Origin of the sequence: Cupriavidus oxalaticus, from assembly GCF_004768545.1 — a bacterium.
GTDB lineage: Bacteria > Pseudomonadota > Gammaproteobacteria > Burkholderiales > Burkholderiaceae > Cupriavidus > Cupriavidus oxalaticus_A.
On the sequence record NZ_CP038636.1, the window covers coordinates 259,394 to 281,846 of the forward strand.

The 22,453-nt window shown below is 59.8% G+C and carries 21 protein-coding genes and 7 pseudogenes; 15 read left to right on the top strand and 13 right to left on the bottom strand.

All coding sequences use genetic code 11. From position 1 onward, the window contains the following. Positions 1-8: 8 nt before the first annotated feature. The 6 genes and pseudogenes from E0W60_RS29225 to E0W60_RS37680 form a co-directional block, all read left to right on the top strand. Positions 9-309 (top strand): annotated as a pseudogene (locus E0W60_RS29225) (universal stress protein); the annotation flags it as partial. A 404-nt stretch (positions 310-713) separates the two neighbouring features. Then, positions 714-1,397 carry a hypothetical protein gene (locus E0W60_RS29230; RefSeq protein WP_135706491.1) on the top strand — a complete coding sequence of 228 codons (684 nt, stop codon included), beginning with the start codon at positions 714-716 and terminating at the stop codon, positions 1,395-1,397. Positions 1,398-1,464: 67 nt separating this feature from the next. Next, positions 1,465-1,606, top strand: a pseudogene (locus E0W60_RS38400) (DNA-binding protein); the annotation flags it as partial. A gap of 769 nt (positions 1,607-2,375) precedes the next feature. Then, positions 2,376-2,513, top strand: a pseudogene (locus tag E0W60_RS29240) (30S ribosomal protein S6); the annotation flags it as partial. A gap of 207 nt (positions 2,514-2,720) precedes the next feature. After that, positions 2,721-2,999, top strand: coding sequence for a 30S ribosomal protein S18 (rpsR, locus tag E0W60_RS29245; protein ID WP_039015607.1), 279 nt, complete (start codon positions 2,721-2,723; stop codon positions 2,997-2,999). 21 nt (positions 3,000-3,020) lie between these two features. Then, positions 3,021-3,166, top strand: a pseudogene (locus E0W60_RS37680) (50S ribosomal protein L9); the annotation flags it as partial. Positions 3,167-3,491: 325 nt separating this feature from the next. Here E0W60_RS37680 and E0W60_RS37685 read toward each other — a convergent pair. After that, a pseudogene (locus E0W60_RS37685) lies at positions 3,492-3,868 on the bottom strand (hypothetical protein); the annotation flags it as partial. 199 nt (positions 3,869-4,067) lie between these two features. Between E0W60_RS37685 and E0W60_RS38405 the strand changes: the two are divergent. Continuing rightward, positions 4,068-4,175, top strand: a complete 108-nt coding sequence (locus E0W60_RS38405) for a hypothetical protein (RefSeq protein ID WP_431189927.1) — start codon at positions 4,068-4,070, stop codon at positions 4,173-4,175. Here E0W60_RS38405 and E0W60_RS29260 read toward each other — a convergent pair. The 3 genes and pseudogenes from E0W60_RS29260 to E0W60_RS29270 all read right to left on the bottom strand — a co-directional run. Next, positions 4,145-4,336 (bottom strand): hypothetical protein, encoded by a 192-nt coding sequence (locus E0W60_RS29260; RefSeq protein WP_135706492.1) that lies wholly within the window; start codon positions 4,334-4,336, stop codon positions 4,145-4,147. The two genes, E0W60_RS38405 and E0W60_RS29260, sit on opposite strands and share 31 nt — an antisense overlap. An 88-nt stretch (positions 4,337-4,424) precedes the next feature. Continuing rightward, positions 4,425-4,559: pseudogene (locus E0W60_RS37695) on the bottom strand (lysine transporter LysE); the annotation flags it as partial. Positions 4,560-4,923: 364 nt separating this feature from the next. Beyond that, a pseudogene (locus tag E0W60_RS29270) lies at positions 4,924-5,351 on the bottom strand (Tn3 family transposase); the annotation flags it as partial. Here E0W60_RS29270 and E0W60_RS29275 point away from each other — a divergent pair. Further along, positions 5,310-5,528: a hypothetical protein gene (locus tag E0W60_RS29275; protein WP_431189934.1), complete on the top strand. Its 219-nt coding sequence runs from the start codon at positions 5,310-5,312 to the stop codon at positions 5,526-5,528. The pseudogene E0W60_RS29270 and the gene E0W60_RS29275 sit on opposite strands and share 42 nt — an antisense overlap. Positions 5,529-5,552: 24 nt before the next feature. On the opposite strand, the gene E0W60_RS38410 is transcribed toward E0W60_RS29275, so the two are convergent. After that, complete coding sequence (locus E0W60_RS38410) at positions 5,553-6,026, bottom strand: host attachment protein (protein ID WP_431189928.1); 474 nt, start codon at positions 6,024-6,026, stop codon at positions 5,553-5,555. A gap of 388 nt (positions 6,027-6,414) precedes the next feature. On the opposite strand from E0W60_RS38410, the gene E0W60_RS29285 reads away from it, so the two are divergent. After that, positions 6,415-6,618: a cold-shock protein gene (locus E0W60_RS29285; RefSeq protein WP_013954359.1), complete on the top strand. Its 204-nt coding sequence runs from the start codon at positions 6,415-6,417 to the stop codon at positions 6,616-6,618. Between the two features lie 109 nt (positions 6,619-6,727). Here E0W60_RS29285 and rpoD read toward each other — a convergent pair whose 3' ends face one another. Further along, a complete protein-coding gene (gene rpoD / locus E0W60_RS29290; RefSeq protein ID WP_135706493.1) occupies positions 6,728-8,764 on the bottom strand; it encodes an RNA polymerase sigma factor RpoD in 2,037 nt (678 codons plus the stop codon). Between the two features lie 1,077 nt (positions 8,765-9,841). Here rpoD and E0W60_RS29295 point away from each other — a divergent pair. Continuing rightward, positions 9,842-10,075 (top strand): hypothetical protein, encoded by a 234-nt coding sequence (locus E0W60_RS29295; protein ID WP_135706494.1) that lies wholly within the window; start codon positions 9,842-9,844, stop codon positions 10,073-10,075. Positions 10,076-10,179: 104 nt separating this feature from the next. On the opposite strand, the gene E0W60_RS29300 is transcribed toward E0W60_RS29295, so the two are convergent. Next, positions 10,180-11,493: a T6SS phospholipase effector Tle1-like catalytic domain-containing protein gene (locus E0W60_RS29300; protein WP_135706495.1), complete on the bottom strand. Its 1,314-nt coding sequence runs from the start codon at positions 11,491-11,493 to the stop codon at positions 10,180-10,182. Positions 11,494-11,919: 426 nt separating this feature from the next. Here E0W60_RS29300 and E0W60_RS29305 point away from each other — a divergent pair, with 426 nt between their 5' ends. Both E0W60_RS29305 and E0W60_RS29310 read left to right on the top strand, forming a co-directional pair. Beyond that, positions 11,920-12,798 (top strand): hypothetical protein, encoded by an 879-nt coding sequence (locus tag E0W60_RS29305; protein ID WP_167884633.1) that lies wholly within the window; start codon positions 11,920-11,922, stop codon positions 12,796-12,798. A gap of 260 nt (positions 12,799-13,058) precedes the next feature. Then, positions 13,059-13,526, top strand: a complete 468-nt coding sequence (locus tag E0W60_RS29310) for a fumarate hydratase (RefSeq protein WP_135706496.1) — start codon at positions 13,059-13,061, stop codon at positions 13,524-13,526. A 262-nt stretch (positions 13,527-13,788) separates the two neighbouring features. On the opposite strand, the gene E0W60_RS37710 is transcribed toward E0W60_RS29310, so the two are convergent. The 4 genes from E0W60_RS37710 to E0W60_RS29335 form a co-directional block, all read right to left on the bottom strand. Next, positions 13,789-14,667, bottom strand: a complete 879-nt coding sequence (locus E0W60_RS37710) for a hypothetical protein (protein WP_240746076.1) — start codon at positions 14,665-14,667, stop codon at positions 13,789-13,791. Positions 14,668-14,844: 177 nt separating this feature from the next. Next, positions 14,845-15,219, bottom strand: coding sequence for a PHA-granule associated protein 4 (locus E0W60_RS29320; protein ID WP_135706497.1), 375 nt, complete (start codon positions 15,217-15,219; stop codon positions 14,845-14,847). 372 nt (positions 15,220-15,591) lie between these two features. Continuing rightward, complete coding sequence (locus tag E0W60_RS38415) at positions 15,592-15,690, bottom strand: hypothetical protein (protein ID WP_135707081.1); 99 nt, start codon at positions 15,688-15,690, stop codon at positions 15,592-15,594. 1,139 nt (positions 15,691-16,829) lie between these two features. Beyond that, positions 16,830-17,102: an XRE family transcriptional regulator gene (locus tag E0W60_RS29335; protein ID WP_135706499.1), complete on the bottom strand. Its 273-nt coding sequence runs from the start codon at positions 17,100-17,102 to the stop codon at positions 16,830-16,832. Positions 17,103-17,840: 738 nt separating this feature from the next. Between E0W60_RS29335 and E0W60_RS29340 the strand changes: the two genes are divergently transcribed. Both E0W60_RS29340 and E0W60_RS29345 read left to right on the top strand, forming a co-directional pair. After that, a complete protein-coding gene (locus E0W60_RS29340; protein ID WP_135707082.1) occupies positions 17,841-18,158 on the top strand; it encodes an H-NS histone family protein in 318 nt (105 codons plus the stop codon). Between the two features lie 617 nt (positions 18,159-18,775). Then, positions 18,776-18,937: a hypothetical protein gene (locus E0W60_RS29345; RefSeq protein ID WP_240746110.1), complete on the top strand. Its 162-nt coding sequence runs from the start codon at positions 18,776-18,778 to the stop codon at positions 18,935-18,937. A gap of 269 nt (positions 18,938-19,206) precedes the next feature. Here E0W60_RS29345 and E0W60_RS29350 read toward each other — a convergent pair whose 3' ends face one another. Together E0W60_RS29350 and E0W60_RS29355 are read right to left on the bottom strand one after the other, a co-directional pair. Continuing rightward, positions 19,207-19,665, bottom strand: coding sequence for a cupin domain-containing protein (locus E0W60_RS29350; RefSeq protein WP_062799576.1), 459 nt, complete (start codon positions 19,663-19,665; stop codon positions 19,207-19,209). Between the two features lie 295 nt (positions 19,666-19,960). Next, positions 19,961-20,716 (bottom strand): SDR family oxidoreductase, encoded by a 756-nt coding sequence (locus E0W60_RS29355; RefSeq protein WP_062799577.1) that lies wholly within the window; start codon positions 20,714-20,716, stop codon positions 19,961-19,963. 189 nt (positions 20,717-20,905) lie between these two features. On the opposite strand from E0W60_RS29355, the gene E0W60_RS29360 reads away from it, so the two are divergent. Continuing rightward, the gene (locus E0W60_RS29360) at positions 20,906-22,435 is read left to right on the top strand and encodes a PLP-dependent aminotransferase family protein (RefSeq protein ID WP_135706500.1); all 1,530 of its coding nucleotides are present in this window, start codon (positions 20,906-20,908) and stop codon (positions 22,433-22,435) included. Positions 22,436-22,453: the final 18 nt, after the last annotated feature.

Below are 22,453 nucleotides of genomic sequence, written 5' to 3' on the forward strand. Positions count from 1 at the left end.
AGTCGCGTCTGTCGTCGGGCGATGCCGGGCATGCAAGCCGCAAGGCGTTCGAAGGACGTGCGGCAGAAGTGGCCAACACCAGGCTGGCCGAGGTTGTGGCGGCAGCCAAGGCAGCAGGCGTCACATGCCAGACCGAAATGACGATCTCGAATGCGGTACGAGGGGATCATCGATGCGGCGACCAAGCATGGATGTGACGTCATTTTCATGGCGTCGCACGGAGGACGTGGGCTCGAAAGCCTGCTGGTCGGCAGTGAGACGCAACGGGTGCTGACGCACTGCCGGATTCCGGTATTGGTCTATCGCTGACGAACTGGCGTGCGAGTGCGAAGCGCTACACTCGCACGCTATGCCGGCAGGCTTTCGGGGCCGGTATCCCCCCCGGCCGCCGGCCGTGGAACGCGTCGTCCAGGAGCGCCCAGATGCCCGCTGCGCCCAGCGTGCGCGGGTTGGGGTACTGCGCCTGCAGCGCCCGTTCGCGAGACCGCAATTCCGGCCATTCCTGGGAATGGATTGAGGTCGAGCAGCACACAATGGGTTCGGGCCCGGCCAAAGCAACATAGACCTTCTCCCGGGCATAAACTGCAAGGAGGCGGCCGCAGTGTGTTTTGGCGCCCAGCGTTTCTGTTAGCCGCCGGACAGACTCCCGAGCGCCCCGGGTGCCGGCTGCGCGGCGATAGCCACGCCACGCGGAAGCTGCCGTCTCAAATGCCATGAGTTACATTCGCGCACCGTTCACCGACGATCAGGTCCAGAAGCTCAACGAGAACCAGGTCGGCCTCGGCGGCCCGGTTCTGCGCGCCTTCATCTGCAGGAACAGCGCCGATCATCGCCACGGAGTCGAAGGTGGCGCCCCTGGCATCCTGATTGCCACCAAATACGGCTGGGTTTGCCCACACTGCAATTTCAAAAGGGACTGGGCATTCGCGATCATGGCGACCCGGTTGACTCGCCCGCCGACCGCCATCCAATCCTTTATCTATACGACGCCCTCAATCGAGAAGGCCAACATCCTCCTCAGTCAGTATGAACGGCTTGCGGCAACCGAGCGCCCCGGCGCGGCCGTGATGGTCGCATGCATCAAGAATCGTATCGAGGAAATGTCGCTCCCCGGATTCGGCACTATCGAGCTCGGCGAGATCCCCACTGACGCGGTGGTGAGACAATTAGGAGGACGCAATTACCGGATCGTCTCGGGACAATCACATCTCCAAGCCGCCCTGCGGCTGACCGGCCGCGCGCTGGTGACGGATGCTGTCACCCATGAGCAGGTACACGTCCATGACATCGACGGCAAACTGTTTGCCATTTCGTCCGACGCCCAGGCAGCGCTGGACTCAGAAACGCTTACGGCGATCGAACACGCCAAAGCCGACCCGCGCGCGAGACGCGCGTGAACTCGTTTCGCTGTACGCCGCACTGAACTCGCATGGCACGGATCTCGATGCGAAGAGCGGGAGTCAGGGAGTTCAGCTGGCCGAACTGCGTACCCAATTCTCGACCGAGCTGGAGCGCGCGCGAGCAGGTCGTCATCGCGCAGGAGCGGGCCGAGGCCAGCGAGCGGCGCGCGCTGCGTGAGCTGGGTGATCGTACCTTTCGTGCGAAATATGGCGGTGTTGGCCTAAAAATCCTTTCGCATCAAATAGTTGTATTATCCCTCCCGCGTTTGCACGAAAGGTACGATCACCCCTAAATGTGCAGAGAGGATGGCGCAAGGGCGTACTGGATTGCCAAGGCGCAGTTGCGGATGGAAGCGATACCGCGACTGGAGGCGGAATTGACCGCGCTGCGCGCCGCGGCGCAGTTCCGGGCCGAGTGGGCCGAAGCCGAAAGCGGCGCTCGCAGGCCAACTGCCGGGAGGCCCGCGCCAGGTAGGCGAGGGCAGTGGCCAGCAGGCAGGAGCGGCCAGTATCCCGTAGTACCGCGCTCTGTGGCATGGCTGCTCCGGGTGCCCCGGTTGGTGAAACAGCCAGTTCGGGTGGCGCTCAGCGCGTGCACATTCCATACTGGAAGTGATCGCCCCCGCCGGAATGCAGCGATGCTCGTGGGGACGAGTTTTCGTCTCCACCTTCCGAAAGGAGGTGTCCCATGTGCTACCGGATTCGTGATCTGGATCGCCCGCGAGAGAAAGCGGCCCAGCAGCGGCATACCCCGACGACCTTGTCGCCTCGCTCTCGCCTCAACGAGCGCTGGGCGGCGATGGCGTGGCTGCGTCCGTCGCCAAAAACAACCAGCGCGGTGACGGCCACATCCTTGGAGCAGGCCGAGCCGGCTGAGGCCGCGGCGAAGCCGGTCCCTCGGCCCATTGACCAGGCTTGCACCGTCGCCAGCACCGCCCGCGAGCGGGAGGCCGAGACGGCGTAGCCCGTCACTACGATGCCGTGTTGCGTCACCCCATGGTCCAGACCAAGAACGCCGAAACCGCGCCGTCGCCGAAGATGAAGGAAGTGCAGCGCGAAGAAGCCCACAAGGCCGCACTCCAGTCGCTTGCCGAAACCCCAGTAGCGGCCTGAGCATCAAGTAGTGTTGTGGCGCAGGCTTTCATGGCGGCCACGATCGGGCACAATGAGAGTCGTACTACTGTAAGTTGGCCTGGGCTCCCCCGCACTGCGCTCACGCTTCGCACCTGGCCTGACCGCCGCGGGCTCGCAGGCGCCGCAACGGCAAGGCTCTCGTCTTCCATATCGCTGATATGTAAGGCATCGGTAGGGGATCGAATCATGGCATTCATCAAACGTAGCGATAAAAAGAAGAAGCCTTTCAAAAAGGAAAGCTCACTGTTCAAGCGCAAGCGCTATTGCCGCTTCACCGTGGCTGGCGTGGAACAGATCGACTACAAGGATCTGGACACCCTGAAGGACTTCATCGGCGACAATGCCAAGATCACGCCCGCTCGCCTGACTGGCACCAAGGCGCACTATCAGCGTCAGCTCGATACGGCCATCAAGCGCGCGCGCTTCCTCGCGCTGCTGCCCTACACGGACCTGCACAAGCACTGATTGCCCAGGCGGCTAAGGAAAATACGATGCAAGGAAAAAATTATCAGCCTGGGCTGCTTGGGTGACATCGTTCGCATGAAGGACGGCTACGCCCGTAACTTCTGATCCCGAACAAGAAGGCCCGCCGCGCTACGCAAACCGCCATCAGCGAGTTCGAAGTCAAGCGCGTAACACGTCTAAGCATTGGCATTGCCGCCGGCAAGGGCTCTCATCCCGGGGCGGTGGAGTGTGTCAGCGAGGGAAGGCAGAAGCGTTCGCTTCTGCCTTTTCTTTGGGTGCGCCCGGCAGGGTGCGCCCATGCCTGCGGCCGGGTTGCGGGCACTTGGCAGCGCGACTTCGCGGGATCGGGTGTGCATGACAGCAGCGACGCTCCTGCTAGAACCGATTTTGCAACTCAATACACCGAGGACGCCAGTAGGAACGGGAGGGCGACTGCATCGATCGCCCGTGACACACGATGGCGCCTGAAGCGGGCGACCGAGGCCTTGTCCGCTACCGGCTCCTGCAACAGGCTTTCATCGGTAGCTTGCGTGAAACGTAAGGATATCTCTCATGGCAGGTGGTTGCCGCGCCCTCAGGCCGCCATCTAGCGGCGTTTATCGTCGGTCCATCCAGGGTCATGCGGGAATGGTCGTTATGGAACTTGCTGATGATGGGCCGGAGCTCTTCCTTGACATACTCACTGTAGCGATAAAAGAGGGGACCGAACCGACCTCTGCGCAGGTCGCTGTTGCCCAGCAACCAGTCGGTGACGGGAAAGGTGAGGTTCATGTACTTCATCCGGGCATGTTGCGCACGAATCAATTGTCGTGGACGTGACAGCAATAGTGGAAGGTCTTATAGACCAGGTACCGGGCCACCATTGTCAGAGGAGATGCTGGACGGCCCGCCGGGCGAGCCGAGCGCCGAGGTCCGCATGCTGGCCGCGCCCGAACGGCAACTGGCGCGGTGGGCAAACTCAACGCGGGGCGCGAGATCGACGGCCACTGGCCGCTGGCGTCCGAAGCGGAGGCGCTGCTGTGCGGGGCCATGACAAAGCTGCGTTGGTCCGCCCCTTCGTACTTTTGAGTGCTAAAGATCGCCCGCATCATCGCGGATCTCGACCGCGCCGCGATCCTGCAGGCCGCCAACGTGGGCGAAGCGATTCAATACCGGCGCGCGCTGCGCTCCTCATAGGATGGCGGCAGTACCGCCACTGGCGGTTCCGCCGGTGGCGGTGGATGCTCGATCGGCGGCAGGTCCGGCGGAATGCCCGGGGGCGGCGGCTCCTCGATCGGCGGCACTGTATGGGCCGGCCGGTGGTGGGACTGGGCAAGCGGCGTCAGGAAGATGCGCATGGGGCGTCTCCGCGATGGCGATCTGCCTTCATTGAAGCAAACCCGCCGCCCGAGTGCCACCAGCACGCCCATGCCCCCGCATAAAGACTCAGGCGGACTGCCTGCGCACGAAGAAGAGCGCGGCGCCTACCGGGACCAGCACGTTGCCGAAGACGCGGTTCTGCCAGCGCACCGCGCGCGCATTGCGGAATTGCCTCTGCATGCGCGAGGCCAGCACGGCGAAATAGCACGGTGTCCGCACTATGCTTATGGGGCGTGCATAGATGTGCTGGTATGTGCTGGTGTTCGAAGTCCCCGTCGATATCGAGCGCTCGGCTCGCCGAACTCCTTTGAGATGAAGCGCTCGAACAGTAGGGCTTTCCGAGTCGGTCATGGCTTTCGACGCCGCGACGGCCTATGAGCGGCTCAATCCGCGCCAGGCCCGTCATGCACACCGTGGTGATCGAGGGAACCCGTTTCGAACCGCAGACGCTTAGCATCTGGCCCGGTGACATCGTCGTGTGGGTCAACAAGGATCCCTTCCCACACACGGTGACCGCACAATCTGGTGGCTTTGACTCGAAGGGCATCGCGCCAGGCAAGTCACAGCGGACGACGCGGCCGAGTTCGCGGAATGCAAAGTACAGCTTGTTCTTGGCACTTGCTGAGCCCAGCCGCCGCAGGATGGTCGACGGCGTCATTGTCCCGGCTTTGATCGAGACCGCCACTCGCAGCATGTCGGGATAGAGGCGCTGAATCAGATTCCAGTCGATGGGCTGGCGGCAAAGGAACTCGATGTGAGCGTATTTCCGGCGCCGGTCCGCCTTGAACAGCACCAGTCCCTTGATATTGCGCATGCGCGGCATCAGGTTGATGCCCAGCAGGTAGGACAGACCAAACACCGGCCCGCTTTGCGCCTGGGTGTCGCCATGAATGGTGTTGGCTGGATGTCGGAGCCATTGTGGATCAGCCCGTCCAGGATGTACACGGCCTCATGAACAACGCATGGAATGAAGTTGCTGAAGAGCGCGATGTACATAGCTTCGGTCCGATCCGGCAACACTTCGCGTTGAAACGGTACCTGCTGCGCGCTTTGCTCTATCGCAAGCACCTCGCTGCGAGATTCGCTGCCTGGCACGAATTCACTGAAGTGGCCCAATGCTATCGGCAAGTTGACAACGCCGATGGCCTTGCAGATATACGCGGGAAGTAGACTAAGCGCCATGCCGGCAGGGCGTCATGGCGCGGCTTGGCAGGCGGCTAGGGCGCCGGCCAAGCTCCGCGGCTGGCGAGACGGCTCTGCACTTCGCTCGCGCCCAGCCTGGACATATCCTCGTTGATTTCCTCGAACACCACCTTTTGCACTTCCTTGCCAAGGTGCTCGCGCAGCATGCCGAGGAATTTCGGCGAGGCGGCGAGGCGCAGCTTGTCGTAGCGCTGCTCCGTTGCGTGCCTGTTCGAGATACTGGGTCAGCATGCGGGCGAACTCTTCACGCTCCTTCTCGGCCTGATCGACCCGCGTCGCCATCGAGTGCATGGGCTCTCCCTTGCCGGCAAAGCGCCCCTGCGCATCGTCACGCAGTTCGCTGTCCTTGGCCCGGCCAAGCGGATTGACAAAGTCCTGGATCTCTTCCATATCCCGTTCCATCCCATGCGCCTGGAAGATCCGCGCATGGCTGCCATCTGCAGCTAGCGTCCAGATTGTCGTCATCACTCGCGCCTTTCGTGGCGGCAGTAGCAATGTAACAAGGATAGGTTCGGGCCGGGCGATCGTCCCGGCGGCTTCGCAACGCTCAGGGGGGCTGGACGGTATCCCGTGCGGTCCCCCGATGCCGCTATCCGCCGAGGATCGTGCGGGCCGCATTTCGCAGCGCCTGGTCTGAGCCGAGGGGCGCCGCTGGCTCAGTAGCGTCTGCGTACCGGTTTCGAGGGGGAAAATTGGGGGCCAGATCGCGCACAACGTCATGGTACAGCTCGTCGGAGCCGTTCGAAAAAACCTGGATTGTCGGCGATGGCTCACCTGTGATACAAGATAGCCGCACGTCTGGCGCAGGCCGGTAGCGTCATCTACAACTAGTCTTCCTTGGAACACTCAGAACATGGCAACAGGTACCGTCAAGTGGTTTAACGATGCGAAGGGTTTTGGGTTCATCACGCCGGACGACGGCGGCGATGACCTGTTCGCGCACTTCTCCGAGGTTCAGGGAAACGGCTTCAAATCACTTCAGGAGGGCCAGAAGGTCAGTTTTGAAGTCAAGCAAGGCCCCAAGGGGAAACAGGCAGCGAACATCAAACCGCTGTAAGTTTTCCGCGCCGCAAAACGCGTCCTGTCAGGGCAGCGATCGGGCCGATGCGTGATCGCTGTAAGTCTGGAGTAGGGCGCCGAAAGGGGGCGCGCCCCTCCGCCTTTGCTCAGCGCTCGAGAAAGGGCCTCAACTTGTCAGCGCGACTGGGATGCATCAGTTTGCGCATCGCCTTGCTCTCAATCTGACGGATCCGCTCGCGGGTCACGTCGAACTGCTTGCCGACCTCTTCAAGCGTCCGATCAGAGGTCGTATCGAGCCCGAATCGCATCCGCAGGACCTTGGCCTCGCGCGGCGATAACCCGTCGAGTGCCTCATCGATCGCGGCGCGCATGTTCGCGTGAATCGCGGCCTCAGCCGGTGAACTCGCAGAAACATCCTCAATCATGTCACCGAGCGTCGCGTCGGCGTCGTCGCCCACAGGGGTCTCGAGCGAGACAGGTTGCCTCGCGCTCCTGAGGATACTGCGCACTTTTTCCTCGGACATCTCCATGCGCTCGGCGAGGACGGAGGGATGCGCTTCCTGTCCCGTCTGTTGCAAGAGTTCGCGCGAAATCCGATTCAGCTTGTTGATCATCTCGATCATGTGGACCGGCACACGAATGGTGCGCGCCTGATCGGCAAGCGCACGCGTGACAGCCTGCCGGACCCACCAAGTGGCGTACGTCGAAAACTTCCAGCCGCGCCGGTATTCGAACTTGTCCACCGCCTTCATCAGGCCGATATTGCCTTCCTGGATCAGATCCAGGAACTGCATGCCGCGGTTCACGTATTTCTTGGCGATTGAAATGACAAGACGAAGATTCGCTTCGATCAGCTCCCGCTTGGCCTGCCGCATTTTCAACTCCGCGGCACTCATCTGGCGGTTGATCCGCTTGAGCTGCTGGAGCGGCAGCGAGACCCTGGCCTCGATATCGATGAGTTTCTGTTGGCCGGCCTGAATGGCCGGCAGATGTCGCTCGAGCGCCGCGCCAAACTGCCGCGAAGTCGCCGCCATGTGGCTGGCCCATTCAAGGTCGGTCTCGTGGCCCGGGAACGACTCGACAAACGCCTCGCGCGGCATGCCGCAGCGGTCGACGGCGATCTCCAGGATGCTGCGCTCGATCGCTCGAACCTCAGTAACCTGTTCGTGCACACTGGCACACAGGCGGTCGATAGTCTTGGCCGTAAAGCGAATCGGTCCTAGTTCGCGCTGGATCTCCGAGCGCAGTTGTGCAACGGCTGCGGAACGGGCTTTCCCAGTAACAGGTGCATCCGGCAACTGCTCGAACAGTACACGCACGCGCGCGAAAATCGCAAGACTGCCGATCGTGAGTTGTTCGAGGCGGGCTGCGTTCGCTTTCTCCGGATCCACGGCGTCCGTTTCAGCGTCATCACCGTCCGGGTCATCGTCGGAGGGGTCTGCTTCCACTTGAATGTCATCGGACTCTAGCGCCATTTCGCTTTCGTTCACGTCGTCGCTGATGCCATCGACCAGTTCGTCGATACGCAGTTCGCCGGCAAGGATGCGGTCCACATCGGCTAGAATCGTGGACACGACTGACGGACACGCGGCGATCGCCTGAATCATGTTCTGCAGGCCGCCTTCGATGCGTTTTGCGATCTCGATTTCGCCGGCGCGAGTCAGCAGTTCACTGGCGCCCATTTCGCGCATGTACATCCGGACCGGATCAGTCGTGCGGCCGAATTCGGAATCGACGGTCGACAGTGCAGCTTCTGCTTCCTCGTCCGCCTGATCGTCGGATGCCGCGGCAGGCGCGGCGTCGCTTAACAGGAGCGTCTCCGCGTCCGGCGTCTGCTCGTACACGGCCACCCCCATGTCGCTGAACGTGCTGACGATCGTCTCCATCGCAGCAGTTTGCGTAAAGTTGTCGGGCAGGTGATCGTTGATGTCCGAGTGGGTGAGATAGCCGCGCTCACGGCCAAGCGCGATCAGCGCGCGCATCTGGCGTTGACGCTCCTCGTCCTGGCGCGCCATGGACGCGATGTCCAGCGGTGTTGCGACCGCCTGGGTCTTTCCTTTTGGCGCTGGCGTGCGGCGGCCGGTCTTTGAGGTGACCGCGATCACGCGGGATGCTGAATCGTCGCGAACCGGATTTGCCAATACATTCTCCTCGACAGGTTGGCCGACGATCCTCGCGGACATGATGGCTGGTCCAGCCTGTCGGAACGAAATCGTGGAATGACGCATGGACAGTCGAGGCCGGATTGACCTCGCGCGGAATCCGCGTGCGCAAAATGGGGAACTTTGAATAGTACATGACGACGTTGTGCAATGCAATATGCGTTGGCTATGCTTTGCTTGCGACCGGGGTTTCCGACCGCCGTCGCGGCGAGTGTCTACTCAGCAGCACCTCACGGTCACGATGAGGCCCAATGGCAACTCCAGCTCAAACGCAGGCGTGACAACTTGTGGGAGCGGACGTTGAAATCGCCCAGCGCAGTGCGACGAGCACCTGATCCGTTGCCAAGCACCGCCTGCCTGTCAGCTCAAAAGAGCGAGTTCGGCTAAGCAGCGCCGCAGTACGTCCTCCCCTGTGAGGGCACGCAGGTTGGTTCTGTTGCGCTACCGACATTTCTATTGCGGCAGCGCGCGTTTCTTAGTTGAAACTAACGTCAATGCCGCGAACGCGAAGGCAGTTGACCGGGGGGGAACCATGAATACAACCGAAGCCGTACCTTGCATACTTTGCGCGGCAAGAGCGCGACGGTGGTTCGACCGAAAAGATCGCCTGCGCGGCCTGTGGCGGGCGATTCGCAATCACTGGCAACGCCTTGGGCGCTATCGAGCAGGGTCGATGGATCTCTGCTGAACTGATGGTGGCAGTCAGACAGCGCATTGCCGCAGGCGAATTGCCGCGGATTGAGGACGCTGACGGTAGACCCAGCGTGATCGCGATCGGCCGTCAGGCGTCCTGAACGCTATCGCATGCCGCTCCAGCAGAGCTCCAACGATATCGTGGGCATCGGCCCGTTCGGATAGAAGCTTGAGCTTGCCCCCGCCAGGCGCGTAATCCGCCTGGCAGTGTTCATCAAGTGCCTTGCGAAGGCGCTCACCGCCGATTGCCCTGGCGACAATGAAGTGATGGCAAGACAACTCGCGGCCCAGTTACTGCTCCTGACCTCGCTATCCGCTTCCAGTCCCGAATCCCCATCCGCGGGCTGTATTTCGAAGGTTACGCAATGCAACAGTGCCCGGTATGAGTCGTATGGCGGAATTGGAATGGAGTCCTTGTCGGTTCATGAAGTGGTATGTGCCGGGAAAAAGAGCCAATGGGTTGTACTCGTCACTCAGCGATGCCGCCCGCTGCGCCTGGGCCAGGTTGCTGCGGCCGATGCTCTGCAGGTCCTGTCGATCCACCTTGAGCGCAGTGACCGCCACGATAGCATCGCCTTGAGTGGTTCCAATGCAGCTTCTTCAGTAGGCGACGTGCTTTCCGTTCGCATGAACGTCTGAGCAATCGGGTCGTTGGCCGTCCGACTGGTACGGCCAGTACGCCTCGAGAGCTCATAGGCTCGGCGATCTCGCTTAATAGGCGAAAAAAAGCCGACTATGTCGTCTTAATCTTGCGTCTCGACTTCACATTGTCGACTTTCCCGAAGTGCCTTCAAGCGTTCAGTCACAGCATCATCTCTTATGAGAGCGCTCTTGTGAATGCACGGTTTTCGATGACCACCCAGCACTGACACGACGCGCGGCATTTTTGGAATCATGCTGCGATCGTGGCTATGCATTGCTCCAAGCGGATCGGGATCATAATCCTTATCTGGCTCCTTTAAACAGATGTCATGATCCTGTTCCAACCTGTTTCTCATGAATCTGAGGGTGACATCGGCGAGCCGATGTTCGCGGTAGCCCCCGCCAATATCAGCGTGAACCCCTCGAAACCATATCTCCTTTACCCTTCGATCGTCATCGCTCTGCGCTAGCAGGGTCGGTTGGAATGGCTGGCGATTCTCATCGATCGCCAAAAGATGAGTGACTTTTCTGACAATGTCAGGAACTGATAGTTCTTTGTTCGGTTCATATTGATTCATTGGGTCGCCAAATGCAGCTACAGTGTCCCACAGCCCCATAAACTCAATATCCGCTGCCATTCTTTGACCAGAAAGCTCTATTCGGTCGAGTAGTAACACGTGGCCTTCATCAAATTGTTCCGGGTGTTCAGCTCCTTGGTTGACAACAAAAGAATACATCTCAACATACCGAGCGATTCCCTGCTCCGCGATTCCTTCCCTGGCAATCAGGTTGGCTAACATACGGGCGATTGCAGCACCGCGACTGAATCCGAAAAGAAATAATCTGTCACCGGGACGATAGGCCTTGACAAGATCCATATAAGCGGCATCGCGTATCCTGTCTGCGCCTTTCCCCCCAAATTGTCGAAAAAGCACCCGTATTGGGTTCGGATCGTCCTGCTGGCTTCCAACCCCAGCATAATAAGTTGCATACTGATTGCAATCTTTTTGGACGATCGCTCTATAGAGACGGTAAACATTGGTCGGACTGGCATCGTCCCCCTTGACACTGCCCATAAATGGATCGTTGTTAGTCCCATCAATGAAGATCATATGTGCACGCTTAACAGGTGCCGCGTGGATATTCTCGCATCGGAAGGCCATGTTCGTAGTGAGTCCCTCACGCTTTTCTTGGAGCCACGTCTGCATGCGCCAGGGATCAGAATGTTCACCGCGGCGGATCTCTTCTAGCTCCGTCAGGAGTTGATTTTCATCTGCCTGCAATTTTCGCAGCGCTTTCTTTTGATTGATTATTTTTCGTTTCAAGTAGCTGCTTCCTACTTCCTTTAGCTTTCTTATTTCTTTGATGAGCGCGTCGCCACCTTTCTGAATCTTGGATTCATGATCGCCTGACATAATGAACCTCCTTTAACGAAGAAGAAGGCAACTGGTCATGCCAGAAATTCTAGGCAAGAAAATCCCAAAGGGGGCAAGATAGTCGTGCGTCAACCGAGCCCCGCGCTGCTGGCCGCACCAATGCGGTGATCGCTAAGCATCTCGTTAAGTCCTGTCGTAATTGACAAGGTGGTGCCGGTGGCGACCCACGTCCGGAAAATGCATGATGGATGGCTGCGGTGCGGACGCGCAGTGGTCGCAGGGCTGAGCGCCGGCCACTTCACCCCGACGCGCTGGGACAGTCAACCTTTTGGCTGATAGCCCGGTGCGCGAGCAATCCCTATTCTTCTTCAATTGCACCAGGCCGCCAAAAATCGTGACTGGCGGAGAAGGCTGGAGCTTACGGGCTCTCTCCAGCGTAGAGAGCATTCGCGGAGATGGGGAATCATGCCGATTGTCCGCATAGCACCGGCCTCGCACCTTCAGACTGACGCAGCGCCCGACTTCAACCTCTTCGCCCTAAAGCTGCTGGCACAAGGCGATTCCTGGTTCTCCATCAACGGCTTGAGCCTGTTTGCTGCGTCATCGCTGCTCGTGAGAATGAAGTTCAGTGTGGACACCGCGATAGTGAACTGTGCCGATCCTGCGGATACGCTCAAACATATGGTGGAATGGCGTCGAGATCCCTTTTTCTTCAGGCACTTCGCCGCAGGCGCAGGGTTCGAGGAAAAGTGGGATGGACTGCTCTTGTCCGGCGGCGGAAATGATCTGATTGACGCGCTGGCGGTGTTGCCGCGCGACGCGAATGGGATACCACGTATGACCGGAGAGCGTCTGCTGCTCACCAGGTTAGAGAGGGCCGCCACGGGTAATATTGATCGGTACGTGTCTCAGGACGGCTGGGCTGCTTTTCGTGAGCACATGCTTGCGCAATACAGCGCCCTGGATTCGTTACGTGCCAGCAGCGCAAAGAACCGCCAAGTTCCAATTTTCACGCATTGTTACGCCTATGCGCAGCCTCGCAATGTCGGGGCGGGGCCACTGGGACCTTGGCTCTTCCCATCGTTGTTAGCCTATGAGGTGCCGCCCACCGATTGGTTGGAACTTACCAGGCATTTCATTGATTTGCTGCACGACGAGATAATTGAGGCGGCAGGCCTGGAGAACTTCCACGTCCTTGATTCACGAGCCATGGCCCCTCCGGCCCCGGCCGATCCGAACGCCACGGACCCAAACTGGCTGAATGAAATTCATCTGACCGCGAAAGGTTACGACCGGATCGCACCAGCCTTCGTCAACATGGTTGAAGATGTCTTGCGCCGGTAAGGAATTGAAGCTGGCGTTCGCACCGCGCGCCACATACCGACGGATACTGCGGAGCCTGAAGCACTGCTGATAATTTTGCGCTTCCCCGCGTGGCTCGGATTACTCAGTTCCCTGCTCGAAGAACGTGGCTTGCGGGCGATCTCCGCACCTCAAACGGTCGGATCATCGAAGCACGGCTTCGGAAACCAATGCGATCGATTTCCATTTTTTCGCACGTGCGAGGTTATACTTTGCACTCCACAATACGATGAATAACCAACATGGTCGCAGCAAATAAATCAACAACTCGGGTAAATGCGGTTGCCAAGAGCAAGCCTGCCGCAAAGAAGGTTGCCGTGCCGACGAAGAAGGCCAGCGTGCTCGCGCGCGAGGCGCTCGCCGCTAAGAAGCGTTTGCTGAATCTGCGCACCGAGACGAAGAAGGCAATCGAAGCAGCAAAGCGCGATGTCGCCAAGGCAACGGAGGCCGCAAAGGCTGCAGCTCGCTTTGAAAAGCAAGCGGCGAAGGATAAGGCGGCTGCAAAGAAGGCCAAGGCCGCCGGCGCAAAGAAGGCAGCAGCTGGTAAGGTGGCTGCCAAGAAGCCGGCTGCAAAAAAAGCAGTGGCTGGCAATAAAGTCGCAGCGAAGAAAGCGTCTGCGAAAGCGGCCGCAGTGAAAGTCGTGACGAAGAAGCGAGCCCCCGCAAAGAAGACGGTAGCGCCGGCGGCATCCCCTGCAGTGGCGGCCTAATTCATTTCTCGGTTAGGCGATGTTGCCAACCAGCTGATTGCCCAAAGATGCGGGGGCGTATCTCAATGCTACGCCCCGCATCGACTGGGAACGCACGCGCCGCGCAGGGCGTTGGCCGTCCCGCTTTGGATAGGATATACAAGCGACCTTGGCGCCATAGCCCCGGTCGCGACCTCCGTACTTGACGACGCCGCCTCTGGCCCGCGCGCCCAGTCTACGGCGAGCCACGCGAACTCTGCCGATATAGCGCGATCAGATGCCCTTATCGCGTACGCATGTAGGCGTCAAAGAGGCCCGAATGCATGCCGCGCAATGTTTTTCGTCGTTCAATCAAATCATGCTGTCGGCCCTCGCGTTCGAGGGTCAATAATTCCAGCAGGATTCGCATCCCCTTTTCCGGTAAGGTGCGCGTCGAGGGCTCACACACGCGTAAGTGCGCAGCAAGACCGGGTTTCTCCGTGATCGCATAAGCCGCAAACCAGGCAAGATCATCGATGGTTCCCTCACCGTCGAAATTCGAATCGAACGCCCGGCGTAGCGCTAGCAGCGACGAATCCTCGAGCATTGGTATCAGCGCACCAAGCTTGCTGGGTGACAACCAGCCAAGCTCGGCCAGGAGCGGCCATGCTGATTCGAGCCCCTCGAGCCGATAGACCGTCTCCGCCATCCATGCGAGCGTGACTGGAATACGCCGCCATGATTCGATCCGATGGATACTCTCGCGTGCCGAAGCCCAGTCCGCCGCCCGCATCCATAGCGGCGCTGCATGCCATTCTGGCATTTCGCGGTGGAACGGCAACTGCGTAGCGGCTTCTGCGATGGCGCGCCACAGCGGCTTGCACCAGGCTACGCCAAGGGCATCGCCGAATGCCCGGCGTGCCGCGGGCACGCTCGGAAAACACCATGCCTCGCACATATCTCTCAGTGCTATGTGGCAGGTGACGGGCCCGCGGGTTGGACGTTCAAGAACGCGCACCAGGGTCTCGAGGGTTGGTACCAGTTCATCGTCGTGATACTCTGCGGTCAGCCGATTAAGCGCTTCACGCCCGTCGGCGGCATTGCGCTGCTCAAGCGCCACGAGCACGTCATTACGAAGCATGACATCACGGCAATCGTTGAATAGGTCGAGCTGATTCGTCATGGTGTTTGCGCCTTTGTCCAGTTGCGCCGTTGCAGGTTCAGCTCGGGATCACCTGAACAAGGAAGCTACGGTGATCAGCCGGACTTAACTGCAATGCGGGACCCGTGGACGGTGCAATACAGGTCAGAAGCGGGCCTTGTGGCGAGCTTTCGGCTTGCCACCCTGACTGGCGTGCCGCTATTCACTCCATACCGCGTCGACATCCCTCATTAAATGCCCCGCGAGGATGTAGTCGCCGAGTTGCGTCGCTTTTGACTCCAGGCGCTCCAGTTCACTGGCGGGCAGGTCGCTCAGTGCAAATTGGCAGTAGAGATTGCGCTGACGGAACGTACCCTTCAGCCGACTCAGTCCAGCAGCAAGCGCCGCAGGCGAGTTGACCGCGATGCTCTCATGGCCGCGATACTGCACGCGTACTCCACGCTTGTCTCCCAGACGCCCAAGTTCGACCGCATCTTGCCAACCAGTCTCGTAATCCAAATCCACGACCGTTACGCCCTCTGTTTCCAGGAGCTTCAGCGCCTGCCCTTTGGTGGCAGCTTGAACTATCCCCATTTTCTCCTCCAACGCCGACAGGCCATGTGCCGCTTTACACACACTTATCGGTCCGCCGGTCTTGTTGCACCGCAAAATTGTAAGCGGGAATCCGTCGACTTAGGTCCGTCGCGATGGAGAAGAGCTGAAAGACTGTTGCTTCGCGGCTTCCGCGCTCTTAAGTTCGTTGCCTTCGAATCGCAGGGGGCAGGAATGGCCCCCTCGGTATCGGCAGCAGCAACGACACGACGCGTAGCGGCTCGAGACGCGGTGCTTCGACGTGAGACTCGACCGCAGCGTGCGTCACCAAGAGCGGCAAAAATCCGAGAGGCACTAGAATCGCCGCCTCACGAGTGCAATAGTGCAGGTAGGGCGGACGCCAACCACAGGCGATTACACGTGTGGCCGCGTCATGTCCCTAACGCTCGGAAGTACTTCGGTACGCCAGGTTTGACCAGAGAACAGGCCATAATGCCCGCAGTCCGGCGGCAGCCATCATGGGGTAGGGGTGGGACCGCGCGCAATAACGAGAATATGGTAGTTCAGATCCGCGTTACCGCGCGGCCGTCCATCGTCTGGCGATTGCGGCAGTGTTTTTTGGTCCCTGCCGACGTTGCCCACCGCCTGTTATGCACTGTGCATTTAACTGCTTCCGACGTCATAGCAAAAGGTCCGTGCCTGCACCAGGCTAGCTGGCCAGCTTGGGCGAAAAGATGCGGCGGTGTCGTTATGCGCTCGTTTCGGTCACCCACTAATGGGGGGCGACCACCAGCGAACTGGAATGCGATGATGTCAGTGACGGGTCTGCGAACAACCCGTCAACACTCATAGCCCTCGACCAATTGGTCGAGGGCTTTTCTTTCGACGACGTAACATCGAGCGCAACCAGTGGAAATTGAGACCGATCCCGGGCAGCGTGCTCGGGAACAACGTCTGGACAAGGAAGTTCAATTACGGGCGGGCCACTGCCGTTACGCTTACGACATCCCTAAACCCCATACAGCGAGGGTGCATGTAGGGATGGCGTGCCGGAATGCGTCGATAAACAGCCCAGAACAAGGGCTTACCGAATGCTTCGGACTGCCTCGAGCATTGAGTGTCCTTGGCATGTCAGGCGGGGATATGCATTGCCGCCATCATGCCCGTGTTCCATCGTGACCAGTTTGTGAGCCAGCAAGCCGTCCAGTTGCTCAGGTTCCAGATCATCGATATCGGGTGCATCACCCAGCAGAAGTAATGCAGCGATTTCGTGTGGACTTAGCATGTGGCCTCCTTTGCCGAGATCGGAAAATCGGAACCTACAACAGGCTGGTCCGTGGATCGAACTACACGAAGAATGATGAGAACGACGATGAACGCCTCGGTGCAAGGACGCGCAGGGGATGCGCACACCGAGCCGTTACCGTAATCTTCTTTGCCATGGTGGGCAAGTCAAGTTTGTGCTGCGCCGCAGCAGTGCCAGGTAATCGCTGGTGCGAAGTGAACAAGGCCGGCCAAAGTCGCCAAAATGGTATTCACCAGCCGGCTGATGCGGCGTCGGATGCAATACCCACGTCGACTGCATTACCAGATGGAAAAGCCGAGTAACGCGCTTGCCATAGGTACAACGGCTTAGTCGCTGGTTTCTGGGCTTACTGCGTAGTACACGGCAACGGCGAGCTTAAATGCTTGAGCCAGCCACGTAGCTCGGCTGCATGAAAGGATTGGAATTTCCCGGCGATTGCCAGCAATAGGTCGGTCTGAGATGTGCCAAGAAGGGCAGCAGCCTGCGAGACCGTCAACCCGGTAGCTCGAATCCGGTCCGTGATGTCTTTCACAATGCCCGCCTTGAGCGGGATTTCATCGGCGTCCGCGAAGCCCAGCTGCGCATAAACATTGCTCGTTCCATACTCAAAGCGAAACATGTGGACTCCTTTGTTCGTGGACAACAACGTCTCCCTGCACAGGCGTGATGGTTGGCTGAGGGCGCGATTATTCAGGGAAGGCAATGTGAAGACAACTTCGGGGAAATACCGAGGCGCCGCAAGCGCCCCAGTACCTGTAGATGCCATGAATTTGACACAGAGTGCGCGTCTGTTACTTGATCCACCGCAAGATCATCAAACAGTCTGCCATGGCTGAGCCAATGTCGATCTCGCTTGAAGATGCAGTGAAGCGCCCTTGGCTCCTGAAAGTAATACGACTGTTTGATCGGGACAGACTGACCGAACCTGACGACGGACCTTCGATTTTTTACTCTGACTTGCGCTGGACATCTTCACGACAGAGCCCTTCCGGTTCACAGGTGAGTTCCGCCGGCAACTGTTAGTGCAGACTGACACACAGATGTGCCTTAAGACTAGGCCTTCCCTATTCGAGTGCCGACGATGTCAGGAAGGCCTCCATACCATCGACTTGACTGAAAACTTGCATCGCTGTGATTCGCGCCTAGTGCAGCGGCGTACCCGTTTCTGCGAACGCGGCAGTGAGCGCAATTCGGTACAAATGTCACCCGCTTACAGTGCACCATTTCTCTGTACTTCGCCTTTGTCGGAAAGAAGCATAGACGCCAAATTGCATTGGCGGCCGACTTAGAAACGATCCTTGCAGGTCTTCTTTGGAATGCGTATAAGTTAATGGTGATCGATAAATTGGAGGCCAAAATGGCAACGTATCAGCAACTGCTGCAGCAAAAGGAAGCTTTGGAAGCGCAGATCGCAGAGGCGCGTTCCACCGAAGTGGCAGGCGTCATCGAACAGATCCGCGAGCTGATGCTCAGGTATGACCTGTCGCCGGAAGACGTGGCACCCCGCCGTCGTCGGGGCCGGCCTGCCGGTGCCGCATCGGATGGGGCGGAGAAAACCCCGCTACCGCCGAAGTACATGGATCCCAAAACCGGAAAAACATGGTCGGGGCGCGGCCGGACGCCGGCATGGCTAAGCAAACGGCCCGAGCGCTTCCTGATTGAGCAGCAGGGTTGAGCGAATAGGCGCCTGGTCGCGGGACTTCAGCGGGTTCCTCACGAGTTCTGCGTAAAGGCGATCGGCGTGAAAAAGACGGCTCTCCAGCAATAGCAGAGAGCCGCGCAACGTCCATGAAGAAATCGGGTAAAGATTGCCCTACCCGCCTTCAGTATGGCCCCGTCGCACCGTGCTAGGCAAATTGATCTATCCCAACACTCGCCTCCGTTACGCCGGAGGAAAAAAGCGCCCGCATGCCGGGGGGACGATGGATGCGGGCGGTAGCAGGACTGCCGAGACATCATACGAGCGGTAAGAAAAATCTAAATCTGAATTAAACGCCTTTTTTGGCACTGATTTACGTCCAACACAGCCCCGGGCAACGAAAGGAGCACTTTCAAGCTTGAAAGTCCCCGTCTGACGCCGAGTCGCGAACATGGGCCGATTGAGGCACATACCGCTTAGCCCAACCGCTTAAGGGCCCCAGTCAACACCTGCTTGGTGTCCCAGTAGCCCTCCAAGGGTCGGCCACCTGGAAACTCAGGTACTCGCGGGCATCCTGAATCGTCCACTGATCGCCGCTTTTCAACTTGGAGACCATTGGGCTGCTCCTTTGCCAGGAGCACAATCGACTGGTGGTGGAGTACGCACTACGTGGCATGGGCAATCCGATCGGCGTGGCTCAGTACCAATTCGTGGCGGAACTCCCCGCCGAGTTGCAGGAAAGCCTGCCGAGCGTCGAAACACTAACGCAAGAACTGGAGCTGGAGGTCCGGCCGGAGGAAGACGATTCAGAGTGAGATGGCTGCCTTGCTTGAGATTTGGAAAGTCGTTGCTCAACTGGAGGCGTGCCTCCGATCCCGCACGGCCTCAGCTTTCGCCGATGCGTAGGCTGCCCTGTCATGGGTTAGTTGGATCGCTCGTTCAACATAACACCCGATCTAGCCCATTCGTTCGCCGCGGTCGTCAGGTGCCGCTTCTTCGGGCCGAAATGACGTACCAAAGCGGATCTTGGAGGCTCAGACCATCAAAGCCAAGTCAGATAGCTGGCTTGGCTACGAAGGTTGCCTTAACGCTTCAATGGTGTGGTTAGCACGGTCTCATTCGTGTCCACGACGAACACCGCAAGCAGCTTGGCGGGCTCGGTCTTGCTCGCGTTGGCGCTGACGTCGTGCCGGTCGCCAGGCATTTCGGTGAAGTTCTGCCCCTTCGTGAACGTGCGAAGTGGTCCTCCGTTGAGTTGGTTCAGCACGGCGCCTTCCAGCACTGTTGCGTAAATCATTGCCGACTTGGCGTGGGTATGCGCGGCGTTGACGCCCCCCGGCTCATACTCCACCAGTACGCCCTTGACACTCTTGCCCGGCAAGTTAGGGATTTCCTGCTGGTACACGAGCGTGACTTTCACGCCCGTGGAGGTGGTTGCCAATCCTTGCACTGGCACAGTTGCCTGATGGCCGGAATGGTCTTGGGCGAAGGCTGCCTGCAAGGGCAGGGCGGCCAAGATCATAGACGCGATAAGGAGCTTCATGCTGTGTCTCCGGTGGGTGTAGGTATATCGCTCACAGTCGATATCAGCAGACGGGCTGTTGGCGTTGAAACCAAGCGCCCTGTGTAGCCGCGCCAAGTCGAGCGTCGCCGAGGGAGGGGCACGAGGGACATCTCGCCCGACGGTCCCGCCCGAAGTACTTCGCTTCGGGGTCGCGAGCTACCTGGCATGTGTCACCGCTCATAGCCACGTGGCAGCTGACAATGTCGTCGAACGGTTGACTCTCCGGACCGGCGATTTCGTCGATGCCATTGACTGGAGCCGCCACGGCGGGGATTTACTCCACATGAGCGCGCGCCAGCCACTGATCAAGACTGGTGCGGCCTATCCGCGCGTCCCCCAGCGGCACGAGCGACAGTTCCTCGACGTGGCCGCCGTAATATCGCGCGTCACGATCTGTCACGACGGTGCGCGAGTCGCCCACCGACTTCAGATAGCGCGAAACGATCTCCGCGAAGGGTGCGCGATCCGGTCCGGCGATGTCGATGGTGCCGTTTAGCGGCGCCGCCAGCGCGACCTGCGCAAGCGCTGCCGCGACGTCATCCGCAGCGATCGGCTGGAACAGCCCGTCACCCATGCGCACAGTGCCACCATCATCCATGCCGTAGTCCGCAATGCCGCCGATGAATTCCATGAACTGCGTGGCGCGCACGATCGTGTACGGCACACCGGCCGCGTCGATCACCGCTTCCTGTGCAACCTTGGCCGTGAAGTACGCGTTGTCGGGCATGCGGTCGGTACCGACGATCGACAGCGCGACGTGATGGCGCACGCCCGCGGCCACCTCGGCCTTGCCGAGATTGCGTGCCGAGGTGCGGAAGAAGTCGAGCACCGCCTGCGGCTCCCAAGACGGCGCATTCGTCACGTCAACGACCACATCCGCATTCACCAGTGCATGGCTTAGGCCTTCGCCCGTCACCGTGTTGACACCGGTACGCGGCGATGCGGCGACTGCCGTATGGCCCGCCTCATTGAGCAGCGTGACAAGACGTGAGCCGATCAGGCCAGAACCACCGATTACAACGATCTTCATGGCAGATTTTCCATATGAGGGTAGAGGAACGCGCTGCGCACCTGGTGTGGCGGCATCACTGAAAGTGACTGTCCCCGTCGCATCGCATGAGGCCATTGTGGAACAATCATGCCCTATGGATAAGGGCCAAGAATTAACCATTCGACTAGTCCAAGTTCTTTCTGCACCCCTTTTGCCCGCGAGACTGTCATGACCGTACGAAACCCGACGTTGGCCATTGAGATCGACCGCCAGAAGCCGTTGCCGATCTATCTGCAGATTTGCGAGCGTTTCAGAACGGCGATTGCGGCGGGACATCTTCGCCCGGGTGATCGGGTGCCGGCCTTGCGCGGCCTCGCCGCGCAGTTGAGCACGGCGCGAGGCACCGTCGAACTGGCCTATACGATCCTTGTCGACGAGGGCTACTTGCAGATGCGTGGCGCTGCCGGCACTTTTGTATCGCCTTCGCTATCAGAATCCCTGATGCAAGCGGCACCTGCAGGCGGCAGCCAGGATGCCCCTGACGCGCAGACCACTGAGGCCGCTGGCGCAGCGAAGACGCCAGACGCATCACCCAGCGGCCAGCCAAGGGCACGCCAGTCGGCGATCGCCGTCGCCCTGAGCGGCGAGCCGCGAGCCTTGCAGCCAGGGCTCCCGGCGCTTGATGCATTTCCACGCAAGATATGGAGCCGGCTCGTTACGCGGCGTGCGCGCAGCGGCGAACGCACTTTGCTTGCCTACCCGGATCCGGTGGGCTATCTGCCGCTGCGCGAGCATATCGCCACCTATCTTGGCCTGTCGCGTGGCGTCACGTGTCTGCCCGACCAGGTGTTCATTACCAGTGGCTACCGCGCGACGCTCGAGCTGGTATTGCGCAGTCTTGCGAGCCCCGGCGACCGCATGTGGTTCGAGGACCCCGGTTATCTGCTTGCGCGCAGCTTCCTGGCCGAGACCGGCGTGCAGCTCGTCCCGGTGCCCATCGATGAAGAAGGCATCGATGTCGAGCGCGGCATCGAACGGGACCCGGAGGCGCGCTTCGCGCTCGTCACGCCATCGCATCAGAGCCCCCTGGGGAACACGCTGTCGCTCGCAAGGCGCATGGCGTTGCTGACTTGGGCGGAGACAGGGTCTCGCTGGATTATCGAAGACGACTACGACAGCGAGTTCCGCTACCTGGGTCGACCCTTGCCGGCCTTGAAGAGCCTCGACCGGCATGACCGCGTGCTCTATTGCGGCACGTTCAGCAAGGTGATGTTCCCCGGTCTGCGGCTCGCGTACACGGTGGTGCCGGAGCGCGCGGTCGAGCGTGTTGGACGGGTGGCGTGCAGCATGAATGCCGGCGCGCCAACGCTGTTTCAGGCGGCGTTGGCAGATTTCTTTGAACAGGGCCATTTTGCGCGGCATGTAAAGCGGATGCGCACGTTGTATGGACAGCGGCGCCTCTTGATTGCGCAAGCCTTGAAGCAGACGTTTGGCGAACAGCTGACCGTTGAATTGCCGTCCGGCGGAATCCAATTCTCAGTGCAATTCGCCGAGGCTGCCCATGGTCCGGTCGATGATGTCGCCGTTGCCTCGCGTGCCCGCCAGGCGGGACTTGCGGTGCTGCCACTTTCGATCTGGTATGCGCACGGCCGTATGCGGGACACGCCGCGAGGCCTGGTGATGGGTTTCGCGAACATCACCGATGCGAACGAAGCGGGCCGTCTCGCGCGTACGTTACGGGCATGCCTGGATGGCTGACTTGCGCGCCATGTTGCT

Bases quoted from the DNA above. Each gene is read 5' to 3' on its own strand.
- E0W60_RS29340 (WP_135707082.1), top strand. From the start codon at position 17,841: ATGGCAACGTATCAGCAACTGCTGCAGCAAAAGGAAGCTTTGGAAGCG.
- E0W60_RS29310 (WP_135706496.1), top strand. From the start codon at position 13,059: ATGGTCGCAGCAAATAAATCAACAACTCGGGTAAATGCGGTTGCCAAG.
- E0W60_RS29230 (WP_135706491.1), top strand. From the start codon at position 714: ATGAGTTACATTCGCGCACCGTTCACCGACGATCAGGTCCAGAAGCTC.
- E0W60_RS29360 (WP_135706500.1), top strand. From the start codon at position 20,906: ATGACCGTACGAAACCCGACGTTGGCCATTGAGATCGACCGCCAGAAG.
- E0W60_RS29305 (WP_167884633.1), top strand. From the start codon at position 11,920: ATGCCGATTGTCCGCATAGCACCGGCCTCGCACCTTCAGACTGACGCA.
- E0W60_RS29285 (WP_013954359.1), top strand. From the start codon at position 6,415: ATGGCAACAGGTACCGTCAAGTGGTTTAACGATGCGAAGGGTTTTGGG.
- rpsR (WP_039015607.1), top strand. From the start codon at position 2,721: ATGGCATTCATCAAACGTAGCGATAAAAAGAAGAAGCCTTTCAAAAAG.
- E0W60_RS29355 (WP_062799577.1), bottom strand. From the start codon at position 20,716: ATGAAGATCGTTGTAATCGGTGGTTCTGGCCTGATCGGCTCACGTCTT.
- E0W60_RS29295 (WP_135706494.1), top strand. From the start codon at position 9,842: ATGGAGTCCTTGTCGGTTCATGAAGTGGTATGTGCCGGGAAAAAGAGC.
- E0W60_RS29335 (WP_135706499.1), bottom strand. From the start codon at position 17,102: ATGTTTCGCTTTGAGTATGGAACGAGCAATGTTTATGCGCAGCTGGGC.
- E0W60_RS29260 (WP_135706492.1), bottom strand. From the start codon at position 4,336: ATGCGCATCTTCCTGACGCCGCTTGCCCAGTCCCACCACCGGCCGGCC.
- E0W60_RS29300 (WP_135706495.1), bottom strand. From the start codon at position 11,493: ATGTCAGGCGATCATGAATCCAAGATTCAGAAAGGTGGCGACGCGCTC.
- E0W60_RS37710 (WP_240746076.1), bottom strand. From the start codon at position 14,667: ATGACGAATCAGCTCGACCTATTCAACGATTGCCGTGATGTCATGCTT.
- E0W60_RS38410 (WP_431189928.1), bottom strand. From the start codon at position 6,026: ATGACGACAATCTGGACGCTAGCTGCAGATGGCAGCCATGCGCGGATC.
- E0W60_RS29320 (WP_135706497.1), bottom strand. From the start codon at position 15,219: ATGGGGATAGTTCAAGCTGCCACCAAAGGGCAGGCGCTGAAGCTCCTG.
- rpoD (WP_135706493.1), bottom strand. From the start codon at position 8,764: ATGTCCGCGAGGATCGTCGGCCAACCTGTCGAGGAGAATGTATTGGCA.
- E0W60_RS29350 (WP_062799576.1), bottom strand. From the start codon at position 19,665: ATGAAGCTCCTTATCGCGTCTATGATCTTGGCCGCCCTGCCCTTGCAG.
- E0W60_RS29275 (WP_431189934.1), top strand. From the start codon at position 5,310: ATGAACAACGCATGGAATGAAGTTGCTGAAGAGCGCGATGTACATAGC.